This window comes from Thioalkalivibrio sp. ALE21, assembly GCF_003208255.1.
GTDB classification, from domain to species: Bacteria; Pseudomonadota; Gammaproteobacteria; order Ectothiorhodospirales; family Ectothiorhodospiraceae; genus Thioalkalivibrio; species Thioalkalivibrio halophilus.
This window is the reverse complement of sequence record NZ_QKMA01000021.1, coordinates 1-26593: the sequence shown is the minus strand read 5'-3', so window position 1 is coordinate 26593 and position 26593 is coordinate 1. Positions and strand designations below refer to the sequence as shown.

Here is a 26593-nt window from a genome sequence, read left to right as displayed (position 1 = left end):
GGAGGCCAGCCTCTGGCCGATCGGGCGCAGGAGATCGGCCGGACGCCGAATCGGCCGGGGGGCCGGCCTCCTACCGGCCGGGTGCGGGGCGGATCGGGGCGTGTTTGCTTGACGGTCGGGTGGCTTGGCCGGAGACTGGTGTGCTTTCCAATGATGAGGGTTTGCCCCGATGAGCCAGTCCGAAGTGAAGACCGAGGAGAAGAAACAGCATTTTGACGACATCTATGTCGCCGAGACGCCGGTGCCGTTCAAGGAGCGCATCATCGATGCGCTGGACTACATCTCCGACGACTTCAACCGCCAGACCTTCGACCGGCTCATCCTGCCGTGGGCCGAGCAGCAGGCCGCCGACGGCCGCACCCTCAACTACGTCGACCTGGCCTGCTGCTTCGGCAACACCACGATGGCGGCGGTGCACAACATGACCGTGGACGAGATCCGCGAGAACTGGGCCTCGGAAACGGTCTGCAACACCATCAGCAAGCCGCGCCGCCTGCCGATGCACACCACCGGCATCGACATCTCCGAGAACGCCCTGGCCTACGGTCAGCGCGCCGGCCTGTTCGACGACGTCCACGCGGCCGACCTGAACAACCCGCCCGCGGAAACCCGCGACGCGATCGAGAAGTCGCTGGAAGAGGCCGACATCCTGCTGTCCACCGCGTCGCTGGTGTACCTGGATCCGCCGGCCATCGCGTCGCTGCTGGATGCGTTCCGCCGCGGCGAGGGCGAGGGCTACCTGCTGGTGAACTTCCTCAACCCCTTCGCGCTGGAGAAGGCCGACGAGACCAAGCGCATGCTGCTGGACCGCTTCGAGTTCGTGGGCAGCACCGCCAGCCGTCACCGCCGCATGTCCGAGCTGGAGCAGGAAAACTATCCGGGCGAGGAATGGGCGCTGCTGGAGATCTGGGTCCTGCGCCGCAAGGCCTGACGCCCGCATCGACTCCCCGACGGGTCACAGGAGGACGACGCGGTCGCGTCCGCCCTCCTTGGCCTGATACATCGCCTGATCGACCCGCCGCGTAATCGCGCGTGGCGTGTCGTTCGGCTGGCGCTCGGTCACCCCGAAGCTGGCGGTTACCGCCGGCGCATCCGGAACCTCCATCTCCGCGATTGAACGGCGCAGTTTCTCCGCCGCCGCGGCGGCCCCCTCGCCATCCGTCTCCGGCAGCACGATCAGGAATTCCTCCCCGCCCCAGCGCCCCAGCGTGTCCTGCTCGCGCAGCTGCTCGCCCACCGTGCGGGCAACCGCCTTGAGCACCACATCACCGGCATCGTGCCCGTGTTCGTCGTTCACCGACTTGAAATGGTCGATGTCGAACATGATCACGGCCATCGGCCGCTGGTAGCGATCACAGCGATCCAGCTCGGCCTCCAGGCGGTTGCCCAGGGTCAGCCGGTTGGCCAGTCCGGTCAGCCAGTCGGTCTCGGCCAGACGCCGCACTTCGTCCTCCATGCGCACACGTTCGGTCACGTCCTTGCCGAAAGCCACGAAATGCGTGATCTCGCCGCAGTCATCGCGGATCGGGGTGATGGTCTGCTCCAGGTGGAGCTTCGCGCCATCGGGGCGCCGGTTCACGAACTCGCCGCGAAAGGTCTCGCCCTGGCGGAGCTGCTGCCACATGGCGGCGAAATAATCATCGTCGTGCTCGTCCGACTTGAACAGCGCCGGTGTCGCGCCGATGACGCTGTCGGCATCGAAACCGCTGAGATCCAGGAAAGCCGTGTTGGCGAACACGATCACGCCCTCGGGGTCGGTGATCATCACCGGGTCCCCGGAGGCCTCCAGCGCGGCGGACAGCAGCCGCAGCTGCTCCTCGCGACGGCGATCCTCGGTCACGTCGCGCTGCACCGAGACGTAATGGGTAATGCTCGGGCTGTTTTCGGGCACCCGCATCGGCGAGATATGCAAGCGCACGCTGTAGGGCTCGCCATCCTTGCGGTAGTTGATGGTCTCGGCGTCAAAGCCCTCGCCGCGCTCCAGGGTCACCTTCAGGTCATCCAGCACCGCGCGCGAGGTCTTCGGCCCCTGCAGGATGCGCGGCGTCAGGCCGAGGACCTCGTCCCGGCGGTAGCCGGTCATCTGCTCGAAGCCGCGGTTCACGTAGACGATGCGCGGCCCCGCTTCGAGATCCGCGTCGGTGATCAGCACGCTGTGCGCGGTGTCCTCGATCGCGGCATTGAGCAGCTCGAGCCGCGCGAGACCCTGCGGGATGGTCATTCAGACCTCGTCCAGCATGCCGAGGATCGAGCCCACGATGTCGCTGGTGGTGACGATGCCCTCCAGCTGGTTGCCCTCCAGCACCACCAGGCGGCGCACGTCCATGTTGACCATCATCCGCGCCACGTATTTGACGTCCATCTCCGCGGGCACGGTGATCACCGGCTTGGTGGCCACGTCGTACACGTTGGCCAGGTCGATGTCGCCCTCTTCGGCCACGATGGTCTTGAGGATGGTGGTGTAGGTGATGATGCCGTAGGCATCGTGCGGGTGCTGCTTGTCCACCACCAGCGAGCGCACGTTGTTGTCGCGCATCAGCTGCATGGCCTCGCGCAGCGGGGCCAGCGGGGCCACGGTGATGACTTTCTCGGTCAGGATGTCGCGAACCAGCATGAAGTCTCCCTCCGGTCGGAGTTGGGGTCAGATTTCGTCCTTGACCTGTTCCTCGAAGCGGTCGATCTGCCGCCGGTCAATGCCCGCCAGATGCGAGATGTCGGTGATGAAGGCCACCCCGCGCGGGTCTTCGTCCAGCCCAAGCTCGCGGAACAGTGATTTCAGCACCGTCAGCGCGAGGCGCTTCTCCAGAATCCACAGCAACACCGACTGGCTGCCCTCGTAGGTCATGCCGAGAAAGGTCTTGCGCGCCTCCGCGCCGATGCCGCGCGCATCCATGATGGTCACGCCGGCGGCACCGGCCTCGCGCGCCGCATCCACAGCCTTTTGTTCCAGTTCGTCGGGCAGCACCGCCACCAGGGCCGAGAATCTCATGCCGTGTCCCTCCTGTCCTTGCGGATCAAGCGTTCGTAAAGATCGACCGCGATGGCATAGAGCATCACGGTCACGATGGGGAAGATGGACGCGAACGCGATCAGGCCGAAGCCGTCGATCAGCACGTTGCGTCCCTCCAGATGCGTCGCCAGCCCGATCCCCAGCGCCGTCACCAGCGGCACCGTGACCTCCGAGGTGGTCACCCCGCCGAGGTCGAATGCCAGCGCCACGATGTCCTTGGGTGCGAGGATGGTCAGCACGATGACCAGGACATACCCGGCCATGATGTACAGGTGGATGGAGTCCCCGCTGAGGATGCGGTGCACCCCGATGGTGATGCCCACGGCCACCCCCAGCGCCACCAGGATGCGGATGGCGCTGCCCTTCAGCGAGCCCTTGGCCGCTTCCTCCGCCTTCTGGCCGATGGCGATCAGCGCGGGTTCCGCCATGGTGGTCGCAAAGCCGATCGCGAAGGCGAACAGGTACACCCACACGAACCGGTCGTTGGCGATCAGCTGCTCCGCCATGCTCTCGCCGATCGGGAACAGGCCCAGCTTGAGCCCGACCACGAAGGCATACAGGCCGAACACCACCAGGGCGAAGCCGAAGAGCACCCGCGGCAGATACGGAATGTGCTTGCGCAGCACGAAATACTGGAACACCACGATCACGCCGATGATGGGCGCGACGTCGCGCAGCATCAGCAGCAGGTCCATGCCCATGGCGCTGAGGAAGTGGCGTTCCTCGCCCGCCCCGGGCAGATCCGTGTCGGTATCCATGGCCGCTCCGTCGCCGGCGCCGGGTGCCGGGCCGTCGATGTCAGCCCCGGCGAACACCACGATGCCGTAGAGCTGCACCGTGATCATCGGCACCATCACCGCCAGCGCGACCAGGCCGAAACCGTCGCGCAGCGGGTTGCGCCCGGCCAGCGACGCGGCCAGCCCCAGCCCCAGCGCGGCCACCAGCGGCACGGTCACGATGTTGGTGGTGACGCCGCCGGAGTCGTAGGCCAGGCCCACGATCTCCTCGGGCGCGAAGAAGGTGACCAGCACCACCAGTACGTAGCCGGTGAGGATGTACCAGTGCAGCGGATGCCCCAGCACCGTGCGCAGGATGCCCAGCGCCACCACCGCACCCACCGACAGCGCCACGATCAGGCGCAGGATGAAGCCTTGGATGTGCCCCTCGGAGATGGTCTCCGCCTGTTCCGCCACGGCGATCAGCGCCGGCTCCGCGATCACCGTGGCAAAGCCCAGGGTAAAGCCGAAGGCCATCAGCAGGATCAGCGAGCCGCGCCGCGCCAGCGCGTTGGAAAGGTTCTTGCCGATGGGGAAGATCCCCATCTCCAGCCCCTGCAGGAACAGCGCCACCCCGAAGACCACGATCACCAGACCGATGGCCATGGACAGCACGCCCTCGGGCACCGTCTGCAGCACGAACATCTGGAACACCACCACCACGATCACGATGGGGGCCAGGTTGCGGGCGGCGTGGCCAAGGGTATGGAGGAAGTTCATGCGCGCGCGGTCCGGGCTGCGATCATGGGTCAGTACGCCTGTGCGCACAGCATACACGACGCGGGGATCGTTTCCCGCCCGCGATGGTCACACCCGCATGGACTCGCTCGCACACCCCTTCCGCGCCGTGGTGATCGGCGCCTCCGGCGGCCTCGGCCGCGCCTTCGTCACCCATCTGGAGAACGACCCGAACTGCGCGCAGGTCGTGGCGCTCGGTCGTTCCACCGACCCGCCGCTGGAGCTCACCGACGAGCACAGCATCCGCCACGCAGCCGCATGGCTGGCGGAGCAGGCGCCCGACTGGGACCTGATCATCGACGCCACCGGGGTGCTCACCATCGACGGTTACCGGCCGGAAAAGCGCCTGCGCGAGCTGGACCCGGCGGTGATGACGCAGGCCTTCGCGGTCAACGCCATCGGCCCGGCGCTGATCTTCAAGCACTTCGCAGGGCTGCTGCCGAAGGACCGCAAGGCGGTGCTGGCGACGCTGTCGGCGCGCGTGGGCTCCATCGCCGACAACCACTCCGGCGGCTGGCTGAGCTATCGCGCCTCCAAGGCCGCGCTCAACCAGATCGTGCGCACCACGGCGCTGGAACTGCGCTTCAGCCATCGCCGGGCGGTGGTGGCGGCGCTGCAGCCGGGCACGGTGGAGACCCCGCTGTCGGAGCCGTACCGCGCCCGCGCCCCCGAGGTGCTGACGCCGGAACGCGCGACCGGCGCACTGCTGGAGGTGCTGGACGCCCTCGGTCCGGAGGACTCCGGCGGGCTGTTCGACTTCGAACACCAGCGCCTGCCGTACTGATCGGGCCGGGAGCTCAATCCGCCAGCGCCCGCCAGGGCCCCGGCACCGGCCACAGCCCGCGCGCCACCGGCTCGCCATCGTCCTGCAGCAGATAGCTCTCCTGCGCGCGGTGTCGCAGCGCGCCCGCCAGTGCGCGCCGCTCGCCGGGCGAGTCGGCCGCGATCACCGTGATGCCGGTCTCCGGTACGGTCCAGGCCAGGGCCTCGACATCGGATCCGGCATCGGGCAGGTCGTCCGTATCCGCATGCACCTCCTGCGGGCGCGTCGGCAGTCCGCGTTCGCTCAGCCATTCAGCGACCGCCGCGCGCGAACCCAGCAGCACCCGCGGTGCTTCGGCTCCCGCCCCGGAATCGGAATCGGGATCGGTATCCGGGTCCGCCGTCTCCGGCACCCGTCCCAGCCACGGCGCCAGCTCGGCGGGCGAGGCCCCGCCGAGGGGGATCACCCGGGTCGCCGGGTCCAGCTCCGCCTCGCGCAGGATGCGCGGGCACTCCTCCGCCGCCAGGTGGCGAAACACGCGCCAGTCGGGGTCCACGGCGATGCGCGCGGGCCGCGCGTCGGTGGACAGTTCCAGTTCCAGCTCGATGGCGGCCTCCTCCAGATCCACCCAGTGCGTCTCCCGGCCCTCATCCTCCGCGAACTCGACCACCAGCGGCACGCGCACCCGCCAGGGATGGTCGGTATCCGCCTGTGCCAGCCGCGCGGTCACACGCCAGCCGTCGGCGTCTTCACGCGCGGCCGGGTTCTCCAGCGCCAGGCGCGGCGCGCCGGCCCGGCCGATCCACTGCTCGAAGAACGGCTCCAGATCATCTTCGGTCGCCGCGTCCACGGCCGCGATCAGCTCCGGCCAGCCGGCCTCGCGATGCCGGTATTCGGCGTAGAAGTCGGCCAGCCCCGCGTGCAGCGCCGCCTCGCCGATGCGGTCCTCGAGCATCCGCCACAGCATCGCCCCGCGGTGATACCCGGCGATGCGGTCGGCCCCGGCATTGCCGCCGACGAACTCGCCATGCGGGTAATCCTCGCCTGCCGGCAGGGCGGCGTAGTCACGCAGCCACTGGCCCCGTTCGTCGCGCGCCTCGCCGCGTTCTTCGGCGAACCGGTAATCGGCCATGAAGGTGGTCAGACCCTCGGTCCAGTTGCCCTGGCGGCGATCGGCGTACACCCCGGTGCCCCACCAGTTGTGCAGCACCTCGTGCCCCAGCGAGGTGTGCGGGATGAACGGCAGCGGGATGACCCGTTCACCCAGCAGGGTGAATCCGGAGAAGGCCAGCCCCACCGGCGCCGGGCTGGCCGCCACGGTGAAGCTGTCGAAGGCATACGGCCCGATCCGGTCGCTGAAGCGCTCGAGGTATTCCACGGTCTTCTCGCGGTAGGTCGCGCCGAACGCGTCCTCCAGTTCCGCCGGGAACAGGGTGCGCACCTCCACGCCATCGGCGGTCTCGCTGCGCCCCTCCTCCCAGGGGCCGCTGGCCAGCGCCAGCGCGCGCCCGCCCGGGTGCTCGAATACCGCCCGACGCATGCCGTCATCGTCCGGCTCCGACGAGCGCCACGAGCCCGAGGCCACGACCCGGTGCCCGTCCGCCACCCGTACTTCCAGGCGCACCGGGGCCGGCTCGGCCTGCGGCTGCCGCGGGTACCAGTCGCCACCGGCCGGCAGGAACCCGCCGCCCTCGCCGAGAAAGCCGTTCCCCTGTCGGGCATCCTCCGGCGCCGGCAGCCGCGCGCCGTACACGATGACCAGTGGCGCGTCGTCGGCCCCGCCATCCGCGCCCGGTTCCACATCCAGGTATCCGGCGTCGTCGCGTTCGTGGTTCAGCACATGGCCGCCCCGCTCCACCGTGTCCACCTGCAGGCCGGGGGCCAGACGCAGGCGCAGCACCCCGTCGGCCTCGTCGAGCATTGCGGCCGGCAGGCTGAGGCGCCCTTCCAGGCGCTGGTCGGCGGGAAACAGGTCGATCGCCAGCTCGCGCGCGGCCGGTTCATCGGCAAACGCCGGCGCCGTCCAGCCCACCAGCGGCACGATCAGCAGGGTGGCGAAGCCGATCCCCACGCCACGCGCTGCAGCCACGCGCCGCCGTTGGACCGAACGCCGCATCAGTGCCCCTCCGGCGCGCCCGGCATGTCATCCGGGCTCTCCTGCCAGGGGAAACGCGCGATCACCTCCTCGCGCTCCCCGTTGCGTTCCAGCACCAGCGGCAACCAGGTGCCCGGCGTCACCCCCTGCACGATGCGCTGCAGATCGGCCGGCGTCTCCACCGCGCGGCCACCGGCCTCGACCAGACGGTCGCCGCTCTCGATGCCGGCGGCGCCGGCCACCGAATCGGGCATCACGCCGCGGATCTCCACCCCTTCGCCCTCTTCGGGGCGCTGCATTTGCACCCCCAGGATCGGGGTCAGCGGCTGGAAGCGCTCGCCGCCCTGCACGCCGAACACCGCTCGCGCCAGGTCGGGGTCGTCGCCCGTACACGCCCCGTCGCTCTCGCGCGGCAGCAGCACCGGGGCGTTGTCCACGCCCAGATCCGCCAGCTGATGCGGCACGCCGTGGCCGTATTCCAGATGCCCGGAACCGATGATCCCGACCACCAGCGGCGGCTCGTCACCGCCCGCCTCGATCACCCCGGCGATCGCCGCGGCCATCATCCGGTCCCAGGCCAGCTGGGTGCCGATGAACGCATCACTGTCACCCGGCGCGGCCGGATGGCGCGCCAGCACCTCCTCCAGGTATTCGCGATAGGCATCGGCGGGTTCGGCCGGGGCGGAGACCCCGTCGCGCTCGTCGGCCGGCACGCTGTCCCAGCCCTCGTGGCCCAGACGGCGCACCAGGTCGCGCTCGGCGTTCAGCGCCACCAGCGGGACGTCGTGTACCCGCGCGAAATGCAGGATCGGCCAGTACAGCCGCGGGTTGAAGCCCCAGTGCTCGTACCAGTCGCTTTCCTGCAGGAACTGTTCCTCGTCCAGTTCACCCGCCACCCAGTCATCCAGCACCGGCTGTGCCGAGCGCGGCAGCATCTCCAGGCCGATCACCATGTCCGGGCGCTGGCCGTGCAGCGCGGCCAGGGTACCAAGCTGCCAGCGATGGTGGTCCATGCGGTTGTGGGTCTCGCCCAGCAGGACCGCATCGGCGCCGGCCAGTTCGGCGAACAGCTCCGCGGCATCCACGTCCTCGCCCTCCGGCGTGGCCCACTGTCCGGGCTGCACACAGTCCACGCCCGACGGCACATCTGCATGGGGTGCAGAGGGCCCCAGAGCGAACACGGTGGCCGTCAGGGCCAGCAACGACGGCGCCACGAGGGTCCGCCACTCACACTTCGGAAACAGCCTCATCAAGCTTCTCCAGCCAGAATACGCAATGTCCATTGGGACCGGCCCCGCCCCCGAGCGTTCCGGCCCGTACTCGGCCTACAATCCCATCCGGGACCCGGAGGACCACGATGCGATTGAGCGAAGACCAGCGTAAAACGATCCACAACACGGCCCGCGAACTGTTCGGGGACTGTACCGTTTATCTGTTCGGATCGCGCGTCGACGATGCGGCCCGCGGGGGCGATATCGACCTGCTGGTGGAAACGCCGCGCCCGCTGGAAAACCGGGCGGCGATGGCAGCCCGCTACACGGCTCTCCTGCAAAGGGCGCTCGGCGATCAGCACATCGACGTCCTCATCGTCGATCCCAATACCCGGCACCAGCCCATCCACGACCGTGCGCGCGAACAGGGGGTTGTCCTGTGGCACTGAACCCGGATCCGGAACGACTGAAGTTTCTGCTGGAGACCACACGCAAGGAGGCCCGACACCTGCGCCAGACCGTTGACCGACTGGCATCCGAACCCATCTCCGCCGACTGGGTTGCCGGTCTCGAGGACCAGCCGGAGCTTTCCGAACGCCTGGATGCGTTCGTGGCGCGCTTCGGTCGGTTGCAGGACACCCTTGGCGACAAACTGGTCCCGGAACTCCTGCGACACTGGCTGGAACATGTAGGCCCCGCCCTCGACAACCTGAGTCGCATGGAGCGTCTCGGACACCTGGATTCCCTCGACGACTGGATGGAGGCCCGCAACCTCCGCAACCGCCTGGTCCATGAATACATGCGCGACCCGGAGGAGTTCGCCGAGGCACTGCAGCGGGCGCTCGAACTCGTGGCCCTGCTGGAACAAACGCGCGACCGCCTGGAACGGGCTGCGCAGGATCTGCTGCCAAACCCTCCCGACCCAGCCGCTGCGCGCCCGTAGGAGCCTGCTTGCAGGCGAACAGGACCGGGCGGGCGTGCACATGGATTCGCGTTTCCCTAAGCTGGGGAGCATGGACGCGCCCCCGAATCCCGACCCGTCTCCGGCCGCGCGCGAGCGGCTGAACGCTACCCTGGGCCTGCTGCGCTCGCTGGCGATCTACCGGCGCCCCGGGCGCCAGCGGGCGCTGCGCCGGCTGTACCGTCCGTTCATCGGGCGCGACGACCGGGTGTTCGACATCGGCGCCCATCTGGGGGATCGCACGCTGGCCTTCTCCCGCCTCGGCGGACACGTGATCGCGGTCGAGCCGCAGCCCGTGCTGCGCCGCTGGCTCGAGCGCGGCCCCGGCCGGCGGCGCAACGTGACCGTGCGCGGCGAGGCGGTGGGCGCCGAACCCGGCACGGCCGACCTGCACATCAGCCACCGGACTCCCACGGTCTCCACGCTGTCGCAGCGCTGGACTGACGAGCTGCCACGGCGCAACGACGGTTTTCGGAGCGTGCGCTGGGAAGATCATTTGCAGGTGCCGGTCATCACCCTCGACGATCTGATCGCCGAATACGGTCTGCCGGCATTCTGCAAGATCGACGTCGAAGGCTATGAAGTCGAGGTTCTGTCCGGGCTGTCCCAGCCGATCCCGGCGCTGTCACTCGAGTTCGTCGCCGGCGCGCTGGACATTGCCATTGCCGGCATGGAGCGCCTGGCCGAGCTGGGCGACTACGAATTCAACGTGATCGCCGGCGAGCAGCGCGAGTACCGCTTCGCCCGCTGGCAGGACCGGGGTCGGGTGCGGCTGTGGCTGGAGGCCCACGCCGCGGATTACGGCTCCGGCGATCTCTACGCCCGCCTGCGCATGCCGCATGCCCGATCCTGACGCGCCCCGCCCCCTGCCCCGCTGGCAGGACCTGACCACCGCCGAGGCGGCCGAACTCGCCGGCCGCGACCCGGTCGCCGTGCTGCCGCTGGCGGCCATCGAACAGCACGGGCCGCATCTGCCGCTGGACACCGACCTGCGCATCGGCGAGGGCCTGCTGCAGGCGGCGTGGGCGCAGCTTCCCGCGGATTTCCCCCTGCTGGCCCTGCCGCCACTGACGATCCTGGCCAGCCCCGAACACGCCCGCTTCGCCGGCACCCTCAGCCTGACACCGGAGACCGCCATCCGCGTGCTGGTGGAAACCGGCCGGGCCGTGGCCGGCGCCGGCGTGCGCCGCCTGGTGCTGCACAACAGCCATGGCGGCAACCGGGCGGTGGCCGACACCGCGGCGCTGGAACTGCGTCGCCGGCAGCGTATGCTGATCGTGCGGCATCACTATTTCCTGCAGGATCCGCCGTCGCAGATCGGCATCCCGGCCGCGGAATGCCGCCATGGCCTGCACGGCGGGCGCATCGAGACGGCGATGATGCGCCATCTGGCGCCCGCCAGCGTACACGACGCCGAGGCCCGCCACGCGGGATCGCTGGGCGAGGAGCTGGAGGCCTCGCTGGAGGTCCTGCGACCCGAGGGAGCGGCCGGATTCGCCTGGCTGGCCGGCGACCTCAACCCCGCCGGCACCACCGGGAATGCCGCAGCGGCCACCGCCGCCGAGGGCGCGGCCCTGGTGGACCACTACGCCACCCACCTGGCCGCCGCCCTGCGCGACGCCCGCGCCTTCCCCCTGGACCGGCTCGCGTGAGCCCTCCGGAAACTGCGGAATTGTCCCGGCCGGCAGGCAACGGTCTACCATCGCGGGCATGAGCACCGTAACGCCCCCGCAGGCCGGTCTGGCCGCCGTGATCGACACCCTGCGCGTACAGCTGCCGCCCGAGGCGCTGATCGTCGAGGAAAGCGAGCGCCGTGCCTACGAATGCGACGGCCTCTCGGCCTTTCGCGAGGTCCCCGGCGCGGTCGCCCTGCCCGCCAGCATGGAACAACTCCAGCTGTGCCTGACGGCCTGCCGCGAGCACGGCGTGCCGGTGGTGCCGCGCGGTGCGGGCACCGGGCTGTCCGGGGGTGCGCTGCCCAGCGCCGAGGGCCTGCTGCTGTCGATGGCACGCTTCAACCGCATCCTCGAGATCGACGCCGACAACCGCTGCGCGGTGGTCCAGCCGGGCGTGCGCAACCTCGCGATTTCCGAGGCCGCGGCCCCGGCCGGGCTGTACTACGCCCCCGACCCCTCGTCGCAGATTGCCTGCTCCATCGGCGGCAACGTGGCCGAGAACGCCGGCGGCGTGCACTGCCTGAAATACGGCCTCACGGTCCACAACGTGACCGGGCTGGAGTTCGTGACCCTGGACGGCGAGGTCATCCGTGTCGGCGGCAAGACCCTGGACACCGAGGGCCTGGACCTGCTGGCCTTCCTGATCGGCTCGGAGGGCATGCTGGGGATCGTCACCGAGGTCACCGTGCGTCTGCTGCCGCGCCCGGAGCGCACCCAGGTGCTGATGGCGAGCTTCCACGACGTGGAGACCGCCGGCGCCGCGGTGGCCGGCATCATCGCCGCCGGGCTGATCCCCGCGGGTCTGGAGATGATGGACAACGCCGCGATCCGCGCGGCCGAGGACTTCGTCCATGCCGGCTATCCGGTGGATGCCGCGGCCATCCTGCTGTGCGAGCTGGACGGCAGCAACAGCGAGGTCTCCGAGAGCGTGATGTTTGTGCGCGAAAAACTGCTGGAGCTGGGCGCGACGGAGGTCCGTACCGCACAGGACGACGCCGAGCGCGCACGCTTCTGGGCCGGACGCAAGGCCGCCTTCCCCGCCGCCGGCCGTATCTCGCCCGACTACTACTGCATGGACGGCACCATCCCGCGCCACCAGCTCGGGCACGTGCTCGAACGCATCGAGGCACTCTCCGCCGAACACGGGCTGGGCGTGTGCAACGTGTTCCACGCCGGCGACGGCAACCTGCACCCGCTGATCCTCTACGACGCCAGCCAGCCGGGCCAGATCGAGACCGCCGAGGCCTTCGGCGAGGCGATCCTGGAGCTGTGCGTGGCGGTGGGCGGCACGGTTACCGGCGAGCACGGCGTGGGCGTGGAAAAGCTGGACGGCATGTGCGTGCAGTTCGCCTCCGCCGAGCTGGAGCAGTTCCACGCCCTGCGCCGCGCATTCGACCCCCGCGGCCTGCTGAACCCCGGCAAGGCGGTGCCCACGCTGGCACGCTGCGCCGAATTCGGCCGCCAGCACGTGCGCTCGGCGCAACCACCGCACCCGAACCTGCCCCGGTTCTGACCATCACGGCCGATCCCCCTGACAACCCGACCCGGAATCCGCGCATGGAAGCCCCGAACCCCCGCCCCCCGCAGCACGCCGAGCCCGGCATCGACGCCTTCTCCGGCGCCGTCCGTTCGCTGATGGACGCGCTGTACGCCATAGCCCCGCTGGACACCTGGCTGCTGACCCGGGTCGAAGGACGCGACTGGATCATCCTGCACGCCCTGGACCAGGGCGGCACGATCGCCCCGGGCATCGTCCTCGACTGGCACGGCTCCTGCTGCATCCACATGGCCTGTGGCGACGCCCCGTCCATCGCCCCGGATACGAGCGGGATCCCGGTCTATCGCGACGCGCCGGTGAACCACCAGCTCCCGGTGGGCGCCTATGTCGGTTTTCCGCTGCACGACCGCGACGGGAACCTGTTCGGCACTTTGTGCGGCGTGCATCCCGAGCCCGTGGACCCGCAGCTCCACGACCGCTACACCGCCCTGAAGGCCCTGGCCGACACCGCGGGCCACCTGCTGGCCCTGCAGCGCGAGAACGACATCCTCGACCGCGAACGCCAGGCCACGGCCCTGCTGCCCGGCTCCGATCCGGTGAGCGGCACCCTGAACCGGCGCGGATGGGACATGGCCCTGGAAGGCGAGGAAGAACGCTGCCAGCGCAACGGGCAGCCCTGCGCGGTGGTCCTCGCCGAGGTCACCGATCTGGAGGCCATCAACCGGGAGGCGGGCATCGGCCAGGGCGACCGGCTGCTGGCCGAGCTCGGGCCGATCCTGCAGGGCCTGCTGCTCCCCGGCGACCGTGTGGCGCGTATCGCCGGCAACCGGTTCGGCCTGCTGCTGGTGGACACCGGCCCCGACGCCCTGGAACGACGCCACGCCGAGATCCGCACGGCCCTGCGGGACCATCACCCCGCCATCGAAACCGGCCGCGCCCTGCGCCACCCGGGCGAGGGCCTGCAGCACACTCCCCACCTCGCCGAACGCGACCTCCTGCGCCAGCGCCACACCCGCTGAATCAGGAGTCACAAGTCCTTCAGAACTCGTCCCGCAGGTCTGGAACGGGACGGGTAGGCACGCTGTGCGTAATCACTCTCACACGAATCCCGTACTGCGTTTCCAGGCGCACACGCTCGGGCTTGGTCATCTGGCCGCTGGTAACAATCACGGCTCGTTCAAGGGCCGGCCCACCGGGAACGTCCTTGCCAAGGCTCGAGACCATTTCCCGATACTCCGGGCGCTGGCTGCGCACATGCGCCAACTGTTCGAAGCCGTGCGAAATATCACCGGCACCCTTCAATTCGACCAGCGCAGCAACCTTCCGCCCCCCCGCGAACCTGCCACCAGAGGAACAGGCCATCGCAGCGCATCTCGTTGTCGCTAAAGACACAGTCATCCAGGACGATGGCCCGGGTTTCTTCCTGCTGACGCGGCGCGTAACGAACCTGTTTGCCATTCTCGGCAAAGGTGTACTGATCCGTACAGAGCGTGGAGGGCTGATGTGCCCACATGCGCCGGCAGCTACATTGATCCGCGTAGCCGGACGTCATGCCTCCCCCCCATGCTCCCACTCGATATCCCGCATACGGTCATAGAGCTGATTGATCTCGTTGAAATGCTGCAGCAACCGGTCATCCAGAAGTCCGGAAGACCCGTCCAGCAGCTCAACCGCCTCGCGCCCCTGCATGCCATAGGCCGCAACGTCCGCCGGATCCAGCGCCATCAAATCCCGGACCTCCGCCTCCCCGTCATCACGCACCAGCCCCTCGATCCGATATCGCTGCAGGTGGTTGTTCAAGGCCTCGACGATATAGGGGCTGTGGGTTGTCAGGATGAACTGGGTGCGGGGGAACGTGGCCAGCAGGTCACCCACGACGCGACGCTGCCATGCCGGATGCAGATGCAGATCCACCTCGTCAATCATCACCACGGCTTCCGCGGCCAGTGGATCGTCCTGATCCGGGTTGGCCATGGCCATACGAGCGGCCAGGTCCATGATCAGCCCAAGGAGGGTCTGGTAACCGTCACTCAGCTGCGCGATATCAAAGGTCTCGCCTTCCTTGTCGACCGCCAGCCGCAAGGGGTTGACCTCGATCCGCGGGTTGGATAGATCGGGGAACACGCGGGTGATGGCTCGACGCACCGCATCGAGTTCCGGCAGGGTCACGTCGAAGCTGCGGGCAGCCTTCTGCCTCGCATGTTCCTCGTTTTCCTTGAAATAGAACCACGCGAAAGCCGACTTGAACCGGGTGCTGGCTTCCAGGGCACCCACCAGGGCATCGTACCGACTGTAATCGGTAGGGAAGTTGCGACGCCGCAGCGGAATATCCAGCACGGCACGGGACACGCCGTAGTAGGCCACGACCGGCATCTCGAAATCCCGGTCCTCCTGCGAGGGGTCAATCACCTTCTCGTCCAGGTGGTTGCGCAGGAACCGAACTCCGGGACCGGTCGGGACGGCAGCCGCAGTGGTGCGGCTTCGATCCCGACGCTGAACCCGTTCCCATTCCAGCCCCGGGATGGTGCTTTTCAGCGTCACTCGCGCATAGGGCCGCACCCGGTTGCCACTTTGGTGAATCTCGCCTCTTTTACTGAAATCAATGCCCGTGACCCCGGGAAGATGCTTCAGGATCTCGCCAAGCCCGATGGCGACACCATCCAGTATGGCCGTCTTCCCGGAACCGTTCTCGCCCATCAGGAGAGTCAATCGCGAGCCCAGTTCAACTTCGAGCCGCTCCCACAGGCGAAAATTGTCAAACGTCGCCAGCTGCAGTCTCACGGCAAGGTATTCCCGGTGTTAAGGAGTCGATTTGCCCCAGCGACATAACCCCCGCCGGACGGGGCCACGCGCTCGACGCGGTAGCGCAAGGTCTCGATCTTCTGTTCGATTACCCGTTGATCCATGCATCCCTCCGCGCGGCGAGGATGCGATCACGGTACGGCAGGAAATCGGCCTGATCGAACAGATGGCGGGTCATGTCCCGGATTCTAGGGAAACGCTGATCCATGTGCACGCTCGCGCTCGAGTCGCTTTCATGTGCGGCTGTGGCCGCGGAACGATTGGTTTACCATTCGGGTCTGGTCGCCATCATCGATTCCACGCGAGGCCGTTCCATGAGCAAGACCGTCACGCTGACCGACAACTCCACCGGCAAGAGCATCGAGCTGCCGCTGCAGGAGGGTTCGCACGGGCCCAACTGCATCGACATCCGCGCGCTGTACAAGGAGCTCGGCTACTTCACCTACGACCCGGGGTTCATGTCGACCGCCAGCTGTCGCTCGGACGTCACCTTCATCGACGGCGACGCCGGCACCCTGCTCTATCGCGGCTACCCGATCGAGCAGCTTGCCGGCCAGAGCACCTATCTGGAGGTGTGCTATCTGCTGCTCAACGGCGACCTGCCGTCCTCCGACGAGCTGCACGACTTCTCGCGCATCATCAAGGAGCACTCGATGCTGCACGAGGCGGTGCGCCGCTTCTTCGACGGCTTCCGCCACGACGCGCACCCGATGGCGATCATGGTGGGCGTGGTCGGGGCGCTGTCGGCCTTCTACCACGACAATGTGGACGTGCATAACCCGGAACACCGGCGCATCGCCGCGCACCGGCTGATCTCCAAGATGCCGACCATCGCCGCCTGGTCGTACAAGTACGCCAACGGCCAGCCGTTCATGTACCCGGACAACAACCTGTCCTACACCGCCAACTTCCTGTCGATGATGTTCGGCGTGCCCAGCGAGCCGTACCAGCCGAACCCGGTGTTCGTGCGCGCGCTGGACCTGATCCTGATCCTGCACGCCGACCACGAGCAGAACGCTTCGACCTCCACCGTGCGCCTGTCCGGCTCCTCGGAGGCCAACCCGTTCGCCGCGATCTCCGCCGGCATCGCCTCGCTGTGGGGTCCGCTGCACGGCGGCGCGAACGAGAAGGTCATCCGCATGCTCGAGGAGATCGTGCACTCCGACAAGAGCGTCGAGGACTTCGTCGCCCGGGCCAAGGACAAGAACGACTCCTTCCGCCTGATGGGCTTCGGCCACCGGGTGTACAAGAACTACGACCCGCGCGCGAAGATCATCCGCAAGATGTGCCACGAACTGCTGGAAGAGATGGGCGACATGGGCGCCGACAACCAGCCGCTGTTCGACGTGGCCATGGAGCTGGAGCGCATCGCGATGGAGGACGACTACTTCATCGAGCGCAAGCTCTACCCCAACGTCGACTTCTACTCCGGCATCATCCTGCGCGCGATGGGAATCCCCCTGAACATGTTCACCGTGATCTTCGCCCTCGCCCGCACCGTCGGCTGGATCTCGCACTGGAACGAGATGATGCAGGACCCCGAATCGCGCATCGGGCGCCCGCGCCAGCTCTACACGGGTTATCCCGAACGGGAGTACCGGCCGATCGAGGAGCGCTAGCCTTGTCCGGAGCGGGCTTGTCGAAGCGACGGGCAACTGCTATCTACAGGACATGTGTCGGACACAAGGGAGGAACGACCCATGTCCACCGATCGGTTTTTCATGCTGTTTGCCGGTATCGTGGTCCTGATCAGCGCCCTGCTGACCTGGGCAGCCAGTCCGTGGTGGCTGCTGCTTGCCGTATTCATTGGCGTGCATCTGATCCAGGCCTCCTTCACCGGCTTCTGCCCCCTGGTGAAGATCCTGAAATCGACGGGACTGAAACCCGGCGAGATCTTTCGCTGAAGTCGGTCGCGCCACCGTCGGGGTGCCGGACAGAACCCCGGGGCCCCCTTGTGTTTGCGGGCGCGAGCGCTCATATTAATAAACACTAATGCTTCACCAGGAGAGAACATCCCATGAGTATTGACCGCATCGTTATGGCCTTTGCCGGCACCGTCATCATCATCAGTGCCATCCTGGCCTGGCAGTTCAGCCCGCTGTGGCTGCTGCTGACCGGCTTTGTCGGCCTCAACCTGCTGCAGTCCGCCTTCACCGGCTTCTGCCCGCTGGCCATGATCCTCAAGGCCCTGGGCGTGAAGCCGGGCGAAGCCTTCAGCTGAGGCCAGCCCGGCAAACACCCCGCGCCCGCCCCGACCGGCGGGCGCACAAAAGGGCCCGGACGTCTCCGTCCGGGCCCTTTTTCGTGCCGGGGCCGTTTACTCCGGTTCGCGCAGCCAGCAGGCGGCGCGGTGGTCCGGCGCGGGGCGGAAATCGGGCGGGTCGCGGGTCTCGCAGACGCCGGCCATGGCCTGCGGGCAGCGTGGATGGAAACGGCAGCCCGGCGGCGGGCTGACCAGGCTGGGGGCCTCGCCGCCGGGGATCTCGCGCATCTGCCGAGCGTTGGCGGGGTCGGGGTCGGCCAGCGCCGACAGCAGCGCCTCGGTGTAGGGATGCTGCGGGGCGTCCAGCAGTGCGTCCACCGGCGCCTGCTCCACGATGCGGCCGGCGTACATCACCATCACCCGCCCGGCGTAGTGACGCACGGTGGAAAGGTCGTGGGTGATGTAGAGCAGCGCGATGTCGTGCTCGCGCTGCACCCGGTGCAGCAGGTCGAGGATCTCCACCCGCACCGAGGCGTCCAGCATCGACACCGGTTCGTCGGCGATGATCAGCTTCGGCCGCAGCAGCAGGGCACGGGCGATCACCACCCGTTGCTGCTGCCCGCCGGACAGCTGATGCGGGAACTTGCCGCGCACCTGGGCCACCGGGGTCAGGCCGACCTCCTCCAGCGCCGCGTCGATGCGCCGTTCGCGCTCGGCGCGCGGGCCGATCCCGTGCACGACCAGCGGTTCCTCCAGCGCGCGGCGGATGTCCATGAACGGCGGCAGGGCGCCGTAGGGATCCTGCTGCACGTACCCCACCCGGGCGCGGTACGCCTTCAGGTCGGCTCCCTTCAGATCGGCCAGCGACTGTCCCTCGAAGCGCACCGCCCCGCCGGTGGGCCGGTTGAGCCCCAGCAGGGTGCGCGCGAGCGACGACTTGCCGCAGCCGGACTCGCCCACCACCGCGGCCGCCTCGCCGGCATCCAGGGTGAAGCGCACGCCATCCACCGCGCGCACGGTCCCGGTACGAATGAAGCCCCACTGGCGCAGCTCGAAGTGGGTCTGCAGGTCGTCGGCGACCAGCAGCGGTTCCTGTTGAGCACGGGTATTCATCCGGTCCCTCCCGCGTCATGCAGCCAGCAGCGCACGCGATGGCGCGCATCCGGGTGGAACACCGCCGGGTCCTCGGCGCAGCGCTCGAAACGTCGCGGGCAACGCGCGGCGAAGCGGCAGCCGGCGGGCGGATCCTGCAGGCTGGGCGGGCGCCCGGGAATGGGCACCGGCGGTTCTTCCTGGCGCAGCCGCGGCACCGAGGCCATGAGCATCTGCGAATACGGATGCGCCGGGGCGGTGAAGAAGGCCTCGGCGGACGCCTCCTCCACCACCTGCCCGGCATACATCAGGGCGACGCGGTCGGCCAGTTCGCTGGAGGTGGCCACGTCGTGGGTGATCAGCACGAAGCTGGTGCCGCGATCGCGCTTGATGCGCTTGAGCACGTTCATGATCGAGGCCTGGGTCAGCACGTCCAGTGCCGAGGTCGGCTCGTCGAGGATCACCAGGTCGGGGTCGGTCACCAGCGCCATCGCCAGCACCGCGCGCTGGCGCATGCCGCCGGACAGCTCGTGCGGATAACGCTGCAGGAAGTCCGTGGCGATGCCGACCTCCTCGAATGCCTCGGCCGCACGGGCCATGGCCGCCCGCCGCGACCAGCCGCGATGGATGCGCAGCGGCTCGGCGACCTGTTCGCCCACCCGCACCACCGGGTTCAGCGCATTCATCGCCGCCTGCATCACCAGCGCGATGCGGGTCCACCGCACCTCGCGGCGGAAGCGTTCCTCGGACAGGCCCAGCACGTCGCGCCCGTCCAGGCGTACCTGGCCGGTGGGCCGGCCGGCATTGCGCGGCAGGGTGCGCAGCAGGACCTTGGCCAGCGAGGACTTGCCGCAACCGGACTCGCCCAGCACCACCAGCGCCTCGTTGCGGCGGATCTCCAGATTGACCCCGTCCACCGCGTTCACCGACCCCTGCTCGGTGCGGTACTGCATGCGCAGGTCCTTGATCTCCAGCAGAGGGCTGTCGGGGTTGGCCGCCACCGTCATCACAGGTTCCTCAGCCGGGGGTTGAACACGCGATCCAGGGCGAAACCGAGCATGGCGAAACCCAGTCCGGTCAGCATCAGCAGCGCCGCGGGGCTCACCACCCAGTAATAGAACCCGTGGTACAGGGCCGACTGGGCCTGGGCGTCGTGCAGCACCTTGCCCCAGGTCGGCAGCACCGGATCCCCCAGGCCCAGCACCGCCAGCGACGCCTCGAGGAACACGTAGGTCGGGATCAGGGTCACGAACGTGGGGATCAGCACCGGCAGGATGCGCGGCACCATGTAGCGCAGCACGATGCGGGCACTGCCGGCGCCGTAGGCGCGCGCCGCCTCGATGTACGGGGCCTGGCGGATCGGCAGCAGCATCGCGCGGTACATCTTGATCCCGGCGGAGAAGATCCCCAGGGCCACCACCACGCCCAGCATCAGCCAGATGCTGGTGGAATAGAGCGTGCCCACCATCACCAGGATGGGCAGCAGCGGCAGGATGATGTTGACCTCGGTCAGGCGCTGGATCGCGGCATCCACCCAGCCGCCGTACCACACCCCGGCCGCGGCGATGATCAGGGTGGTGATGGTGGTCCCCACCGCGGCGATCAGCCCGAACGCCAGCGCCACCGGCGTGCCCCACAGCAGGGCCACTGAAAGATCGCGGCGCTGGTGGTCGGTGCCGAACGCGCCGTGGACCTGCCCGTAGGCCACCAGTTCGGCGTCCATGCTGCCTTCGGGCTCGAAATGCACGGTTTCCAGCACCAGCTCGTAGGTCCCCGGCAGGACCCGGGGTTCCGGGTCTTCGACATCGGCGTCACTGAACAGACCAACCTGCGGGGCATGCCCCAGCCGCCCCTCCAGGCCCTGGTCCTGGGAGATCGACACCCGCTCCTCGGCACTGACCCGCCGCGAGCCCAGGGCCACCTCGCTGCCGTCGGGCCGGTGCCAGCTCATGCGCACGAACGGCGGCCGCTGCTCGAACTCGGCCTGCAGGAACAGGTTGATCTCCCCCGGGAAATCGTCATAGGGGAAGTCGAAGCGCAGGGTCTGCTCCTCGATGCGTCCTCCGTCGAAGGCCGCGAATTCCCGCTCGGCCGCCTCGCTCCCGGCCTTCACGGTGCGCGGCGCGTTGCCGCCGAACAGCCGGTCCGTCCACACCGGCGCGGCATTCACCGGCAGATCCTGCCAGACCTCGCCGCCGCGCCAGAGCTTCTGCGCCTCGCTGTACGGGATGGCGGTGACCGCGTAGATCGCCGTGCCCAGCAGGGCGAGGATGATCAGCATCCCCGCCACCGCCGACGGATAGCGTCGCAGCCGACGCAGGCCCTCGCTCCAGGGGCTCATGAACGGCCTCCTTCAATGCGCACGCGCGGATCGAGGATGGCGTAGAGGAAGTCCAGCACGAACACGGTAATGGCCAGCAGATAGGCAAAGATCACCACCGATCCGATGATCACCGGGGTGTCGCGATGGCCGATGGCCTCGAACAGCAGCGTGCCCAGACCCGGCCAGTTGAACACCTGTTCGAGGATGATCGCGCCGCTCCACAGCCCGATCAGCATCAGCAGGAAACTGGTCACGATGGGCGACAGCGTGGGCCGCAGGATGTAGCGCTGTTCGATCAGGCGATCCGGCAGCCCCTTGGCGCGTGCCATCTCCACGTAGTCCTCGCTGGAATGGATCAGAAAGAAGGTGCGCCAGGAATAGATCGAAATGAAGATCTGCGAGATGAACATCGCCAGCACCGGCAGCGCCATGTGCCGGAGCACGCTGGCGGCGTAGGCCCAGCCGTCCTCCGGCGGTGGCACCGAGACCATCCCTCCCGCCGGGAACAGCGGCCAGATGAACGCCAGCAGCAGGATCAGGAAGATGCCGTAGAACCAGCCCGGCGCCGCCGAGCTGGGCGCCAGGCCGATGACGCTCTGATCCAGCGCCGAGCCGTAGCGCCGCGACAGCCCCAGCGCGGCAAACACCGCGACGAAAAACACCAGCAGGTTGGCGGTGCCGAACAGCAGCAGGGTGGCCGGCAGGCGTTCGGCGATGATATTGAAGACCTGGCGCGAGCCGGCGTCGGAATGCATCTCCTCGGCCCGGCCCAGGTCCAGGATCATCGCCTGGTAGAGATAGTCGAAGCTGCGCCAGATGAAGGGCTCGTCCAGGCGCAGGCGCTCCACCTCCAGCGCCACCTGCTGCTCGACCAGCTCGGTCCGCTCAGCGGACGGCAGATCATGAAACGCCGGATCCGCACGCACCGCCTCGGCCGCCGTGGTCTCGATCTGGGCCAGGCGCAGGTCATCCACCTGCCCGCCCATGTTGGCGATCACGATGGTCAGATAGACCCCGATCAGCACCGTCACCAGCAGCGCCAGCAGGCGCTTGCCGGTAAACACGGCCAGGCGGCGCAGATCGCGCAGCCAGCCGCGTCGGGCGGCGTTGACGGCCCCGTCAGTCATCGCCTTCCTCCGCTGGATCGGCCCGGGGTTGCGGCACCCGCCCGCCTGGCACCGTGGCGAACGCATGGGTGGCAAAGGCCGGCAGGGCGACCGGCGTCGCGGTCACCGCGAACTCCAGGCTGTTGGCCCCGGTACCCAGTGCGTCGAGGATCTCCGCATCCAGATCCAGGCGCCAGCGCCCGTCCGCATCCGGCTCCAGTTCGCCGCGCCGCGCGAGGCGGTCGTCGCCATCGAACAGCATCCAGCGCACCTCGTCGATGTCCTCATGCGGATACGGCTCGCCGCCAAAACGGATGTCGAGATCCAGACTGACCGCCTCGCCCAGCTCGGCGATCAGCGGGCCGTCCACGCTGACCTCGGGGATCCGCGGCTCCGCAAAGCGCAGCCACTTGTCCGCCGGATCGGGGAAGTCCTCGAAGCGGCGCAGCACCAGACTGCCCTCCACCGCGCGCACGCGGTGCAGATAGAACGGCCCGTCGCCGACCCAGAAATGCCCGCGTTCGGCCTGCCACTGCTCCAGCGCCGCGTAGCGTTCGCGGATCTCCTCCGGATCGACCCACTCGCTCAGGGTCTCCTCGAACGGCAGCCGCTCCGCCGCGCGCGCCGCGCGCAGGTAGTCGCGCAGGATCTCCAGCGCCGGCCCGCCCACCAGGTTGGTCTGCTCCACGCCGCGCCGGTCGGCCTGACCGGTGGAAAAGGCCAGATCGCCCTGGCGCTCGGCCTCGATCCCCAACCCCAGCACGTGCCAGGGCTGGGTGGCGGGCACGCGGTTGGCCACCAGGTTCTCCGCATCCGGGAACACCTGATCGCTGTAGACCTCCACCGTCAGCGGGTCGGTATCCGTGATGCGCCAGCCGCGGAAATGGCGCTCATAGACCGAAAACGTGGGTACGTGCCCCGGATCGAACAGCGCGCTGTCCTCGTCGGCACGTTCGAAGGTCAGGATCCACGGCAGGATCATGTCGGCGACCGACACCCGGGAACCATCGTGCCAGTAGCGATCCAGGTACCCGTCGTGGAATTCGATCTCGGTACGCGAACGCGCCGTCAGGCCCTCCGGTTCGGCCTCGTCCACCGTCACCTTGCGCCCTTCTGCGGCGTCCCAGCGCAGCCAGGCATCGCCGGGCACCTCGATGCGCTCCACACTCTCCAGCTCCACCCAGTCCAGCGTGCGCCCGACCGGCGCGTCCTCTTCCACCGTGACCCGGGCGCGCGCGATGCGCTGGGGCCGGTAGAGCCCGGTGAACGGATCGGCCAGCGCCGCCGGGTCCGACAGGGAACGCAGGATCATCTGATCGAAGATCCAGTTGGAACCGGCCACCGGGTTCCACGGCTCGGTCAGCATGCTGGGCGTGCCGATGACCACGCGGCCACCCACGCCGTCACGAAAGCGCAGGGTATAGGGCCACAGGCCGGAGCCGGTCACGCCGCCGGCCAGATCCACCGCCACCTCGAGGTTCGCGGCATGCGGCCAGACGCTTTGCTGATCCACCAGCCAGATGCGCACCGAATCCTTCATGGCCAGCTCCAACGCGCGCCCCATCAGCTCCTCGCGCTCTTCCACGGACTGATACTCGCGGCGTTCCAGGCGCTCGGCGAGCTCGTCCAGTTCGGGATCGGGATCGTAGGCCTGCCACAGGGGGTCCGGTCGCCCGCGGGGGGTGTAGTAATAGTTGAAGTCGCCGCCGACATCGCGGTTGATGACCGTAGATATCCAGCCGCCGGTATACACGTGCCAGCGGCCGGCGGCAGGATCACTGGCGATCCACAGGCGCGTCGCCTCGTCCGCGGTGCGGTACAGCCGCTCGGTCTCGAAGCCGAGGTCCTCCAGCCGGTTGGCCACGTAGTCGCCCACCCGCTCGCGGTTGTCCTCGGTGCGGATCAGCACCCGAATGCTCACGGGCGCGTCGTCATGGAACCAGCGACCGTCGCGCTGTTCCGCGCCCAGGGCCTCCATGCGTTCGCCGATCACCCGGCGCGCGCGTTCGGCATCGTGGCGGTAACGGATCTCGAGCTCGCGCGCCGGTCCGGCCAGGCGTGCGTAGTCCGGAAAGGCGGTGTTCAGCGGGAGATAACGCGGCGTGGCGAGCCCGCCGTAGAGCTCTTCCGCAATATGGCTGCGATCCACCAGCCAGTTCATCGCCTCGCGGATCTCGCGATCGGCGAAGGGGTTCAACTGGCCGTCCTCGAACTCGGCCGGATTCAGCGTGAGTTCGGCCACCGAACCGCGCGAGAAATGGTGCCCCACCGCGGGCGAAGCCTGGATCTGGCGAAACAGCGTGGCCGAATCCAGCCCCTGGCCGAACAAATGATGCGACCCCCGTTCGATCAGCGCAGTGATGCGGCCGGGGTCGGATTCCACGGTGAACACCACCTCGTCCACCAGTGCGCCGCGGCGCTCGGAGGCATCGCCCGGCTGCACGGTCGGCGCCGCGCCCTGGTCGACGCCGCGGCCGCCCATCCACAGGGTCCCCGCAATCGCCACGGCCAGCAGGGCGAGGATCAACAGGGGCAGCAGGCGGCGCAGATCGAACAAGGGATCTCCTCGGGATACGGGCTCAGGGCGTGGCGTCGGGGGTGGGTTCGTCGCGCAGCTCGTCGATCACTTCACGCACCTCGTCGGTGTCCCACTCGATGGCCTCGTTCACGGAATAGCGCACCCGGCCCTCGCGGTCCAGCAGGAACGAGCTGGGGAAGGCGAACACGCCCCATTCCTGCGAGACCGCCCCATCCTCGTCCATCAGCACCGGGAAATCGACCTCGACCTCTTCCATGAATTCCAGGATGTGCTCGGGCGACTCGCGGAAATTGATCGACACGATCGCGAACTCGTCCTCGTCATACGAGCCTTCGAGGCGGTTCATCGACGGGATCTCGTGCACGCAGGGCGGGCACCAGCTGGCCCAGAAGTTCACCAGCGTCACCTGACCGGCACGATCCTCCAGCCGGTGGGTCTCGCCGCGCGCGGCGGTCAGCTCGTAGCCGGGAGGCTCCTCGGGCTCGCGCTCGACCATCCCGTGCTCGCTGCCCAGCGGCTGGTCGCGCTCCTCGTCCAGTTCGGCGACCTGTCCCGGGCGCGGCAGGCCCGCCAGCACGCGCGCCGTCGAAAGCAGCTGCTGCGGGGTTCGCCCGACCGCGTCACTGCCCGCCTCGTCGGGGCGCATGTAGTAGTCGCGCTCGCCGGCGATGATGCGCGCCAGCGCCGGGCTGCCGGCCGCGTACAGATGCCGCATCAGTTCCGGCAGGCGGGCCGCATGGGCCCCGTCGGCGGGCTGGAACACCGCCACCGGCATGTTGGTTGCGTCCACGATCCCGAACAGCTCCGGGTCATCGCCGGCGGCAGGGGTGCCGCCATACAGATTGGGGAACAGCAGGATCGCGCCGGCCACGGCATCCGGATCGTCGGTCGCCGCCTGCCATTCGCGCAGCCCGCGCAGCGCGGGCACGCCCATGCGGTCGGAGGCCACCAGCGTCACCGGGGCATAACCCTGCGCCCCGGCCTCCTCCAGCAGCGCCGCGGCGGGCTTGCCCTCCAGCCCGCGCGCGGTGGAACTGGCGCGTTCCAGCAGCAGCGAATCGAGCAGGTCCACCACCCACACCGTGGCGCCCTGCTCCGCCAGTTCGCCCAGCAGCTCGCGCGGGGCATCCAGCTCCTCGGCCGCCGGGATCAGCCAGATGAACAGCGGACCCGTGCCTTCGGCCTCGCCGAGGGTCTCTACCTCCAGGAGATCCCCGCCATCCAGTTCGATGGTGAACTCCTTCGCCGCGCCGTCGGCCAGCAGGCCCGACGGCAAAAGGAGAAAGACCAGCCACAACAGCGCACGCCCCGTCCGGGACCACGGAATCGACCGCACATTGAACCTCGCGAAAGAAAGGATCCACCGCGGGAAAGACGCACCCGGGGCCCGTCCGCTTCCCCGGGCAGGATCCGATCATCCGACATGGCCCGTCGCCTTGCAATGGCCGGGCGGGGCCGCCCCCCGAGCGTCAGCGGGAGATCACCCCCCGGTCATGGACATGAAGCGCATGACCTTCTCCGGGCGCTCGTTGAATTCGTGGCGCTCGGGCTTCAGCGCGATCGCCTCGAGGATTGCCTCTTCCAGCTCGGCATCGCTGCAGCCGTCACGCAGCCGCGGGCGCAGCGCCAGGCTGTGCTCGTTGCCCAGACAGGTATGGATGGTGCCGTCCACCGACAGCCGCACGCGGTTGCAGGTGTCGCAGAAGTGCTGCGAGATCGGCGTGATGAAGCCGATGCGGATGTCCGTGCCCGCCACCTGCACATAGCGCGCCGGGCCGCCGCCGGGCATCACCCCGGGGA

General features: G+C 68.6%; 25 protein-coding genes and 2 pseudogenes. 11 read left to right on the top strand and 16 right to left on the bottom strand.

Features of this window, described 5'->3' with window-relative positions:
• Positions 1-169: 169 nt before the first annotated feature.
• A complete protein-coding gene (locus tag D893_RS12365; protein WP_110619948.1) occupies positions 170-931 on the top strand; it encodes a class I SAM-dependent methyltransferase in 762 nt (253 codons plus the stop codon).
• A gap of 24 nt (positions 932-955) precedes the next feature.
• On the opposite strand, the gene D893_RS12360 is transcribed toward D893_RS12365, so the two are convergent.
• Genes D893_RS12360 through D893_RS12345 form a run of 4 tightly spaced genes read right to left on the bottom strand, consistent with a single transcriptional unit; the run spans position 956 to position 4506 of the window.
• On the bottom strand, positions 956-2221 hold the full coding sequence (locus D893_RS12360) for a diguanylate cyclase (protein ID WP_110619947.1): 1266 nt from the start codon (positions 2219-2221) through the stop codon (positions 956-958).
• Positions 2222-2614 (bottom strand): CBS domain-containing protein, encoded by a 393-nt coding sequence (locus D893_RS12355; protein WP_018871354.1) that lies wholly within the window; start codon positions 2612-2614, stop codon positions 2222-2224.
• A 27-nt stretch (positions 2615-2641) separates the two neighbouring features.
• A complete protein-coding gene (locus D893_RS12350) occupies positions 2642-2989 on the bottom strand; it encodes a hypothetical protein (protein WP_018871355.1) in 348 nt (115 codons plus the stop codon).
• On the bottom strand, positions 2986-4506 hold the full coding sequence (locus D893_RS12345; RefSeq protein ID WP_026288885.1) for a DUF1538 domain-containing protein: 1521 nt from the start codon (positions 4504-4506) through the stop codon (positions 2986-2988). Before D893_RS12345 ends, D893_RS12350 begins: the two co-directional genes overlap by 4 nt.
• Before the next feature lie 97 nt (positions 4507-4603).
• On the opposite strand from D893_RS12345, the gene D893_RS12340 reads away from it, so the two are divergent.
• Positions 4604-5308, top strand: coding sequence for an SDR family NAD(P)-dependent oxidoreductase (locus tag D893_RS12340; protein ID WP_018946150.1), 705 nt, complete (start codon positions 4604-4606; stop codon positions 5306-5308).
• Positions 5309-5321: 13 nt separating this feature from the next.
• Here the strand turns inward: D893_RS12340 and D893_RS12335 are convergent, their stop codons facing one another.
• Together D893_RS12335 and D893_RS12330 are read right to left on the bottom strand one after the other, a co-directional pair.
• Complete coding sequence (locus tag D893_RS12335; RefSeq protein ID WP_110619946.1) at positions 5322-7403, bottom strand: M1 family peptidase; 2082 nt, start codon at positions 7401-7403, stop codon at positions 5322-5324.
• Positions 7403-8632, bottom strand: coding sequence for a ChaN family lipoprotein (locus D893_RS12330; RefSeq protein WP_246863927.1), 1230 nt, complete (start codon positions 8630-8632; stop codon positions 7403-7405). Before D893_RS12330 ends, D893_RS12335 begins: the two co-directional genes overlap by 1 nt.
• 107 nt (positions 8633-8739) lie before the next feature.
• Between D893_RS12330 and D893_RS12325 the strand changes: the two genes are divergently transcribed.
• The 6 genes from D893_RS12325 (at position 8740) to D893_RS12300 (ending at position 13747) form a co-directional block, all read left to right on the top strand.
• Entirely contained in the window at positions 8740-9042 is a 303-nt protein-coding gene (locus D893_RS12325; protein WP_024329902.1) for a nucleotidyltransferase domain-containing protein, read from the top strand.
• Positions 9033-9536, top strand: a complete 504-nt coding sequence (locus D893_RS12320; RefSeq protein ID WP_110619944.1) for a hypothetical protein — start codon at positions 9033-9035, stop codon at positions 9534-9536. The genes D893_RS12325 and D893_RS12320 overlap by 10 nt, the downstream gene beginning before the upstream one ends.
• Before the next feature lie 70 nt (positions 9537-9606).
• The gene (locus D893_RS12315) at positions 9607-10407 is read left to right on the top strand and encodes an FkbM family methyltransferase (RefSeq protein ID WP_018946155.1); all 801 of its coding nucleotides are present in this window, start codon (positions 9607-9609) and stop codon (positions 10405-10407) included.
• Positions 10394-11206 (top strand): creatininase family protein, encoded by an 813-nt coding sequence (locus tag D893_RS12310; RefSeq protein WP_110619943.1) that lies wholly within the window; start codon positions 10394-10396, stop codon positions 11204-11206. The genes D893_RS12315 and D893_RS12310 overlap by 14 nt, the downstream gene beginning before the upstream one ends.
• A gap of 58 nt (positions 11207-11264) precedes the next feature.
• Positions 11265-12743: an FAD-linked oxidase C-terminal domain-containing protein gene (locus D893_RS12305; protein WP_110619942.1), complete on the top strand. Its 1479-nt coding sequence runs from the start codon at positions 11265-11267 to the stop codon at positions 12741-12743.
• A 44-nt stretch (positions 12744-12787) separates the two neighbouring features.
• Positions 12788-13747 (top strand): GGDEF domain-containing protein, encoded by a 960-nt coding sequence (locus D893_RS12300; RefSeq protein WP_110619941.1) that lies wholly within the window; start codon positions 12788-12790, stop codon positions 13745-13747.
• Between the two features lie 19 nt (positions 13748-13766).
• Here D893_RS12300 and D893_RS13965 read toward each other — a convergent pair whose 3' ends face one another.
• From D893_RS13965 to D893_RS12285, 3 genes and pseudogenes are all read right to left on the bottom strand, one after another.
• A complete protein-coding gene (locus D893_RS13965) occupies positions 13767-14090 on the bottom strand; it encodes a hypothetical protein (RefSeq protein WP_246863926.1) in 324 nt (107 codons plus the stop codon).
• Positions 14091-14276: 186 nt separating this feature from the next.
• Positions 14277-15509, bottom strand: coding sequence for an AAA family ATPase (locus D893_RS12290; RefSeq protein WP_110619940.1), 1233 nt, complete (start codon positions 15507-15509; stop codon positions 14277-14279).
• Between the two features lie 109 nt (positions 15510-15618).
• Positions 15619-15714, bottom strand: a pseudogene (locus tag D893_RS12285) (nucleotidyltransferase domain-containing protein); the annotation flags it as partial.
• A gap of 130 nt (positions 15715-15844) precedes the next feature.
• Here D893_RS12285 and D893_RS12280 point away from each other — a divergent pair.
• From D893_RS12280 to D893_RS12270, 3 genes are all read left to right on the top strand, one after another.
• On the top strand, positions 15845-17149 hold the full coding sequence (locus D893_RS12280) for a citrate synthase (protein WP_026288886.1): 1305 nt from the start codon (positions 15845-15847) through the stop codon (positions 17147-17149).
• An 81-nt stretch (positions 17150-17230) separates the two neighbouring features.
• Entirely contained in the window at positions 17231-17434 is a 204-nt protein-coding gene (locus tag D893_RS12275; RefSeq protein WP_018946163.1) for a DUF2892 domain-containing protein, read from the top strand.
• Positions 17435-17547: 113 nt separating this feature from the next.
• Positions 17548-17751, top strand: coding sequence for a DUF2892 domain-containing protein (locus tag D893_RS12270; protein ID WP_018871287.1), 204 nt, complete (start codon positions 17548-17550; stop codon positions 17749-17751).
• Between the two features lie 96 nt (positions 17752-17847).
• Here D893_RS12270 and D893_RS12265 read toward each other — a convergent pair whose 3' ends face one another.
• The 7 genes and pseudogenes from D893_RS12265 to D893_RS12235 form a co-directional block, all read right to left on the bottom strand.
• A complete protein-coding gene (locus D893_RS12265) occupies positions 17848-18846 on the bottom strand; it encodes an ABC transporter ATP-binding protein (RefSeq protein WP_110619939.1) in 999 nt (332 codons plus the stop codon).
• A complete protein-coding gene (locus D893_RS12260) occupies positions 18843-19832 on the bottom strand; it encodes an ABC transporter ATP-binding protein (RefSeq protein ID WP_110619938.1) in 990 nt (329 codons plus the stop codon). Before D893_RS12260 ends, D893_RS12265 begins: the two co-directional genes overlap by 4 nt.
• Positions 19832-21166, bottom strand: a complete 1335-nt coding sequence (locus D893_RS12255; protein ID WP_110619937.1) for an ABC transporter permease — start codon at positions 21164-21166, stop codon at positions 19832-19834. The genes D893_RS12260 and D893_RS12255 overlap by 1 nt, the downstream gene beginning before the upstream one ends.
• Positions 21163-22275 carry an ABC transporter permease gene (locus D893_RS12250; protein WP_110619936.1) on the bottom strand — a complete coding sequence of 371 codons (1113 nt, stop codon included), beginning with the start codon at positions 22273-22275 and terminating at the stop codon, positions 21163-21165. Before D893_RS12250 ends, D893_RS12255 begins: the two co-directional genes overlap by 4 nt.
• Positions 22268-24811, bottom strand: a complete 2544-nt coding sequence (locus D893_RS12245; protein ID WP_110619935.1) for an ABC transporter substrate-binding protein — start codon at positions 24809-24811, stop codon at positions 22268-22270. The genes D893_RS12250 and D893_RS12245 overlap by 8 nt, the downstream gene beginning before the upstream one ends.
• A 22-nt stretch (positions 24812-24833) precedes the next feature.
• Positions 24834-26129 carry a TlpA disulfide reductase family protein gene (locus D893_RS12240; RefSeq protein ID WP_110619934.1) on the bottom strand — a complete coding sequence of 432 codons (1296 nt, stop codon included), beginning with the start codon at positions 26127-26129 and terminating at the stop codon, positions 24834-24836.
• A gap of 144 nt (positions 26130-26273) precedes the next feature.
• Positions 26274-26593, bottom strand: a pseudogene (locus tag D893_RS12235) (GTP 3',8-cyclase MoaA); the annotation flags it as partial.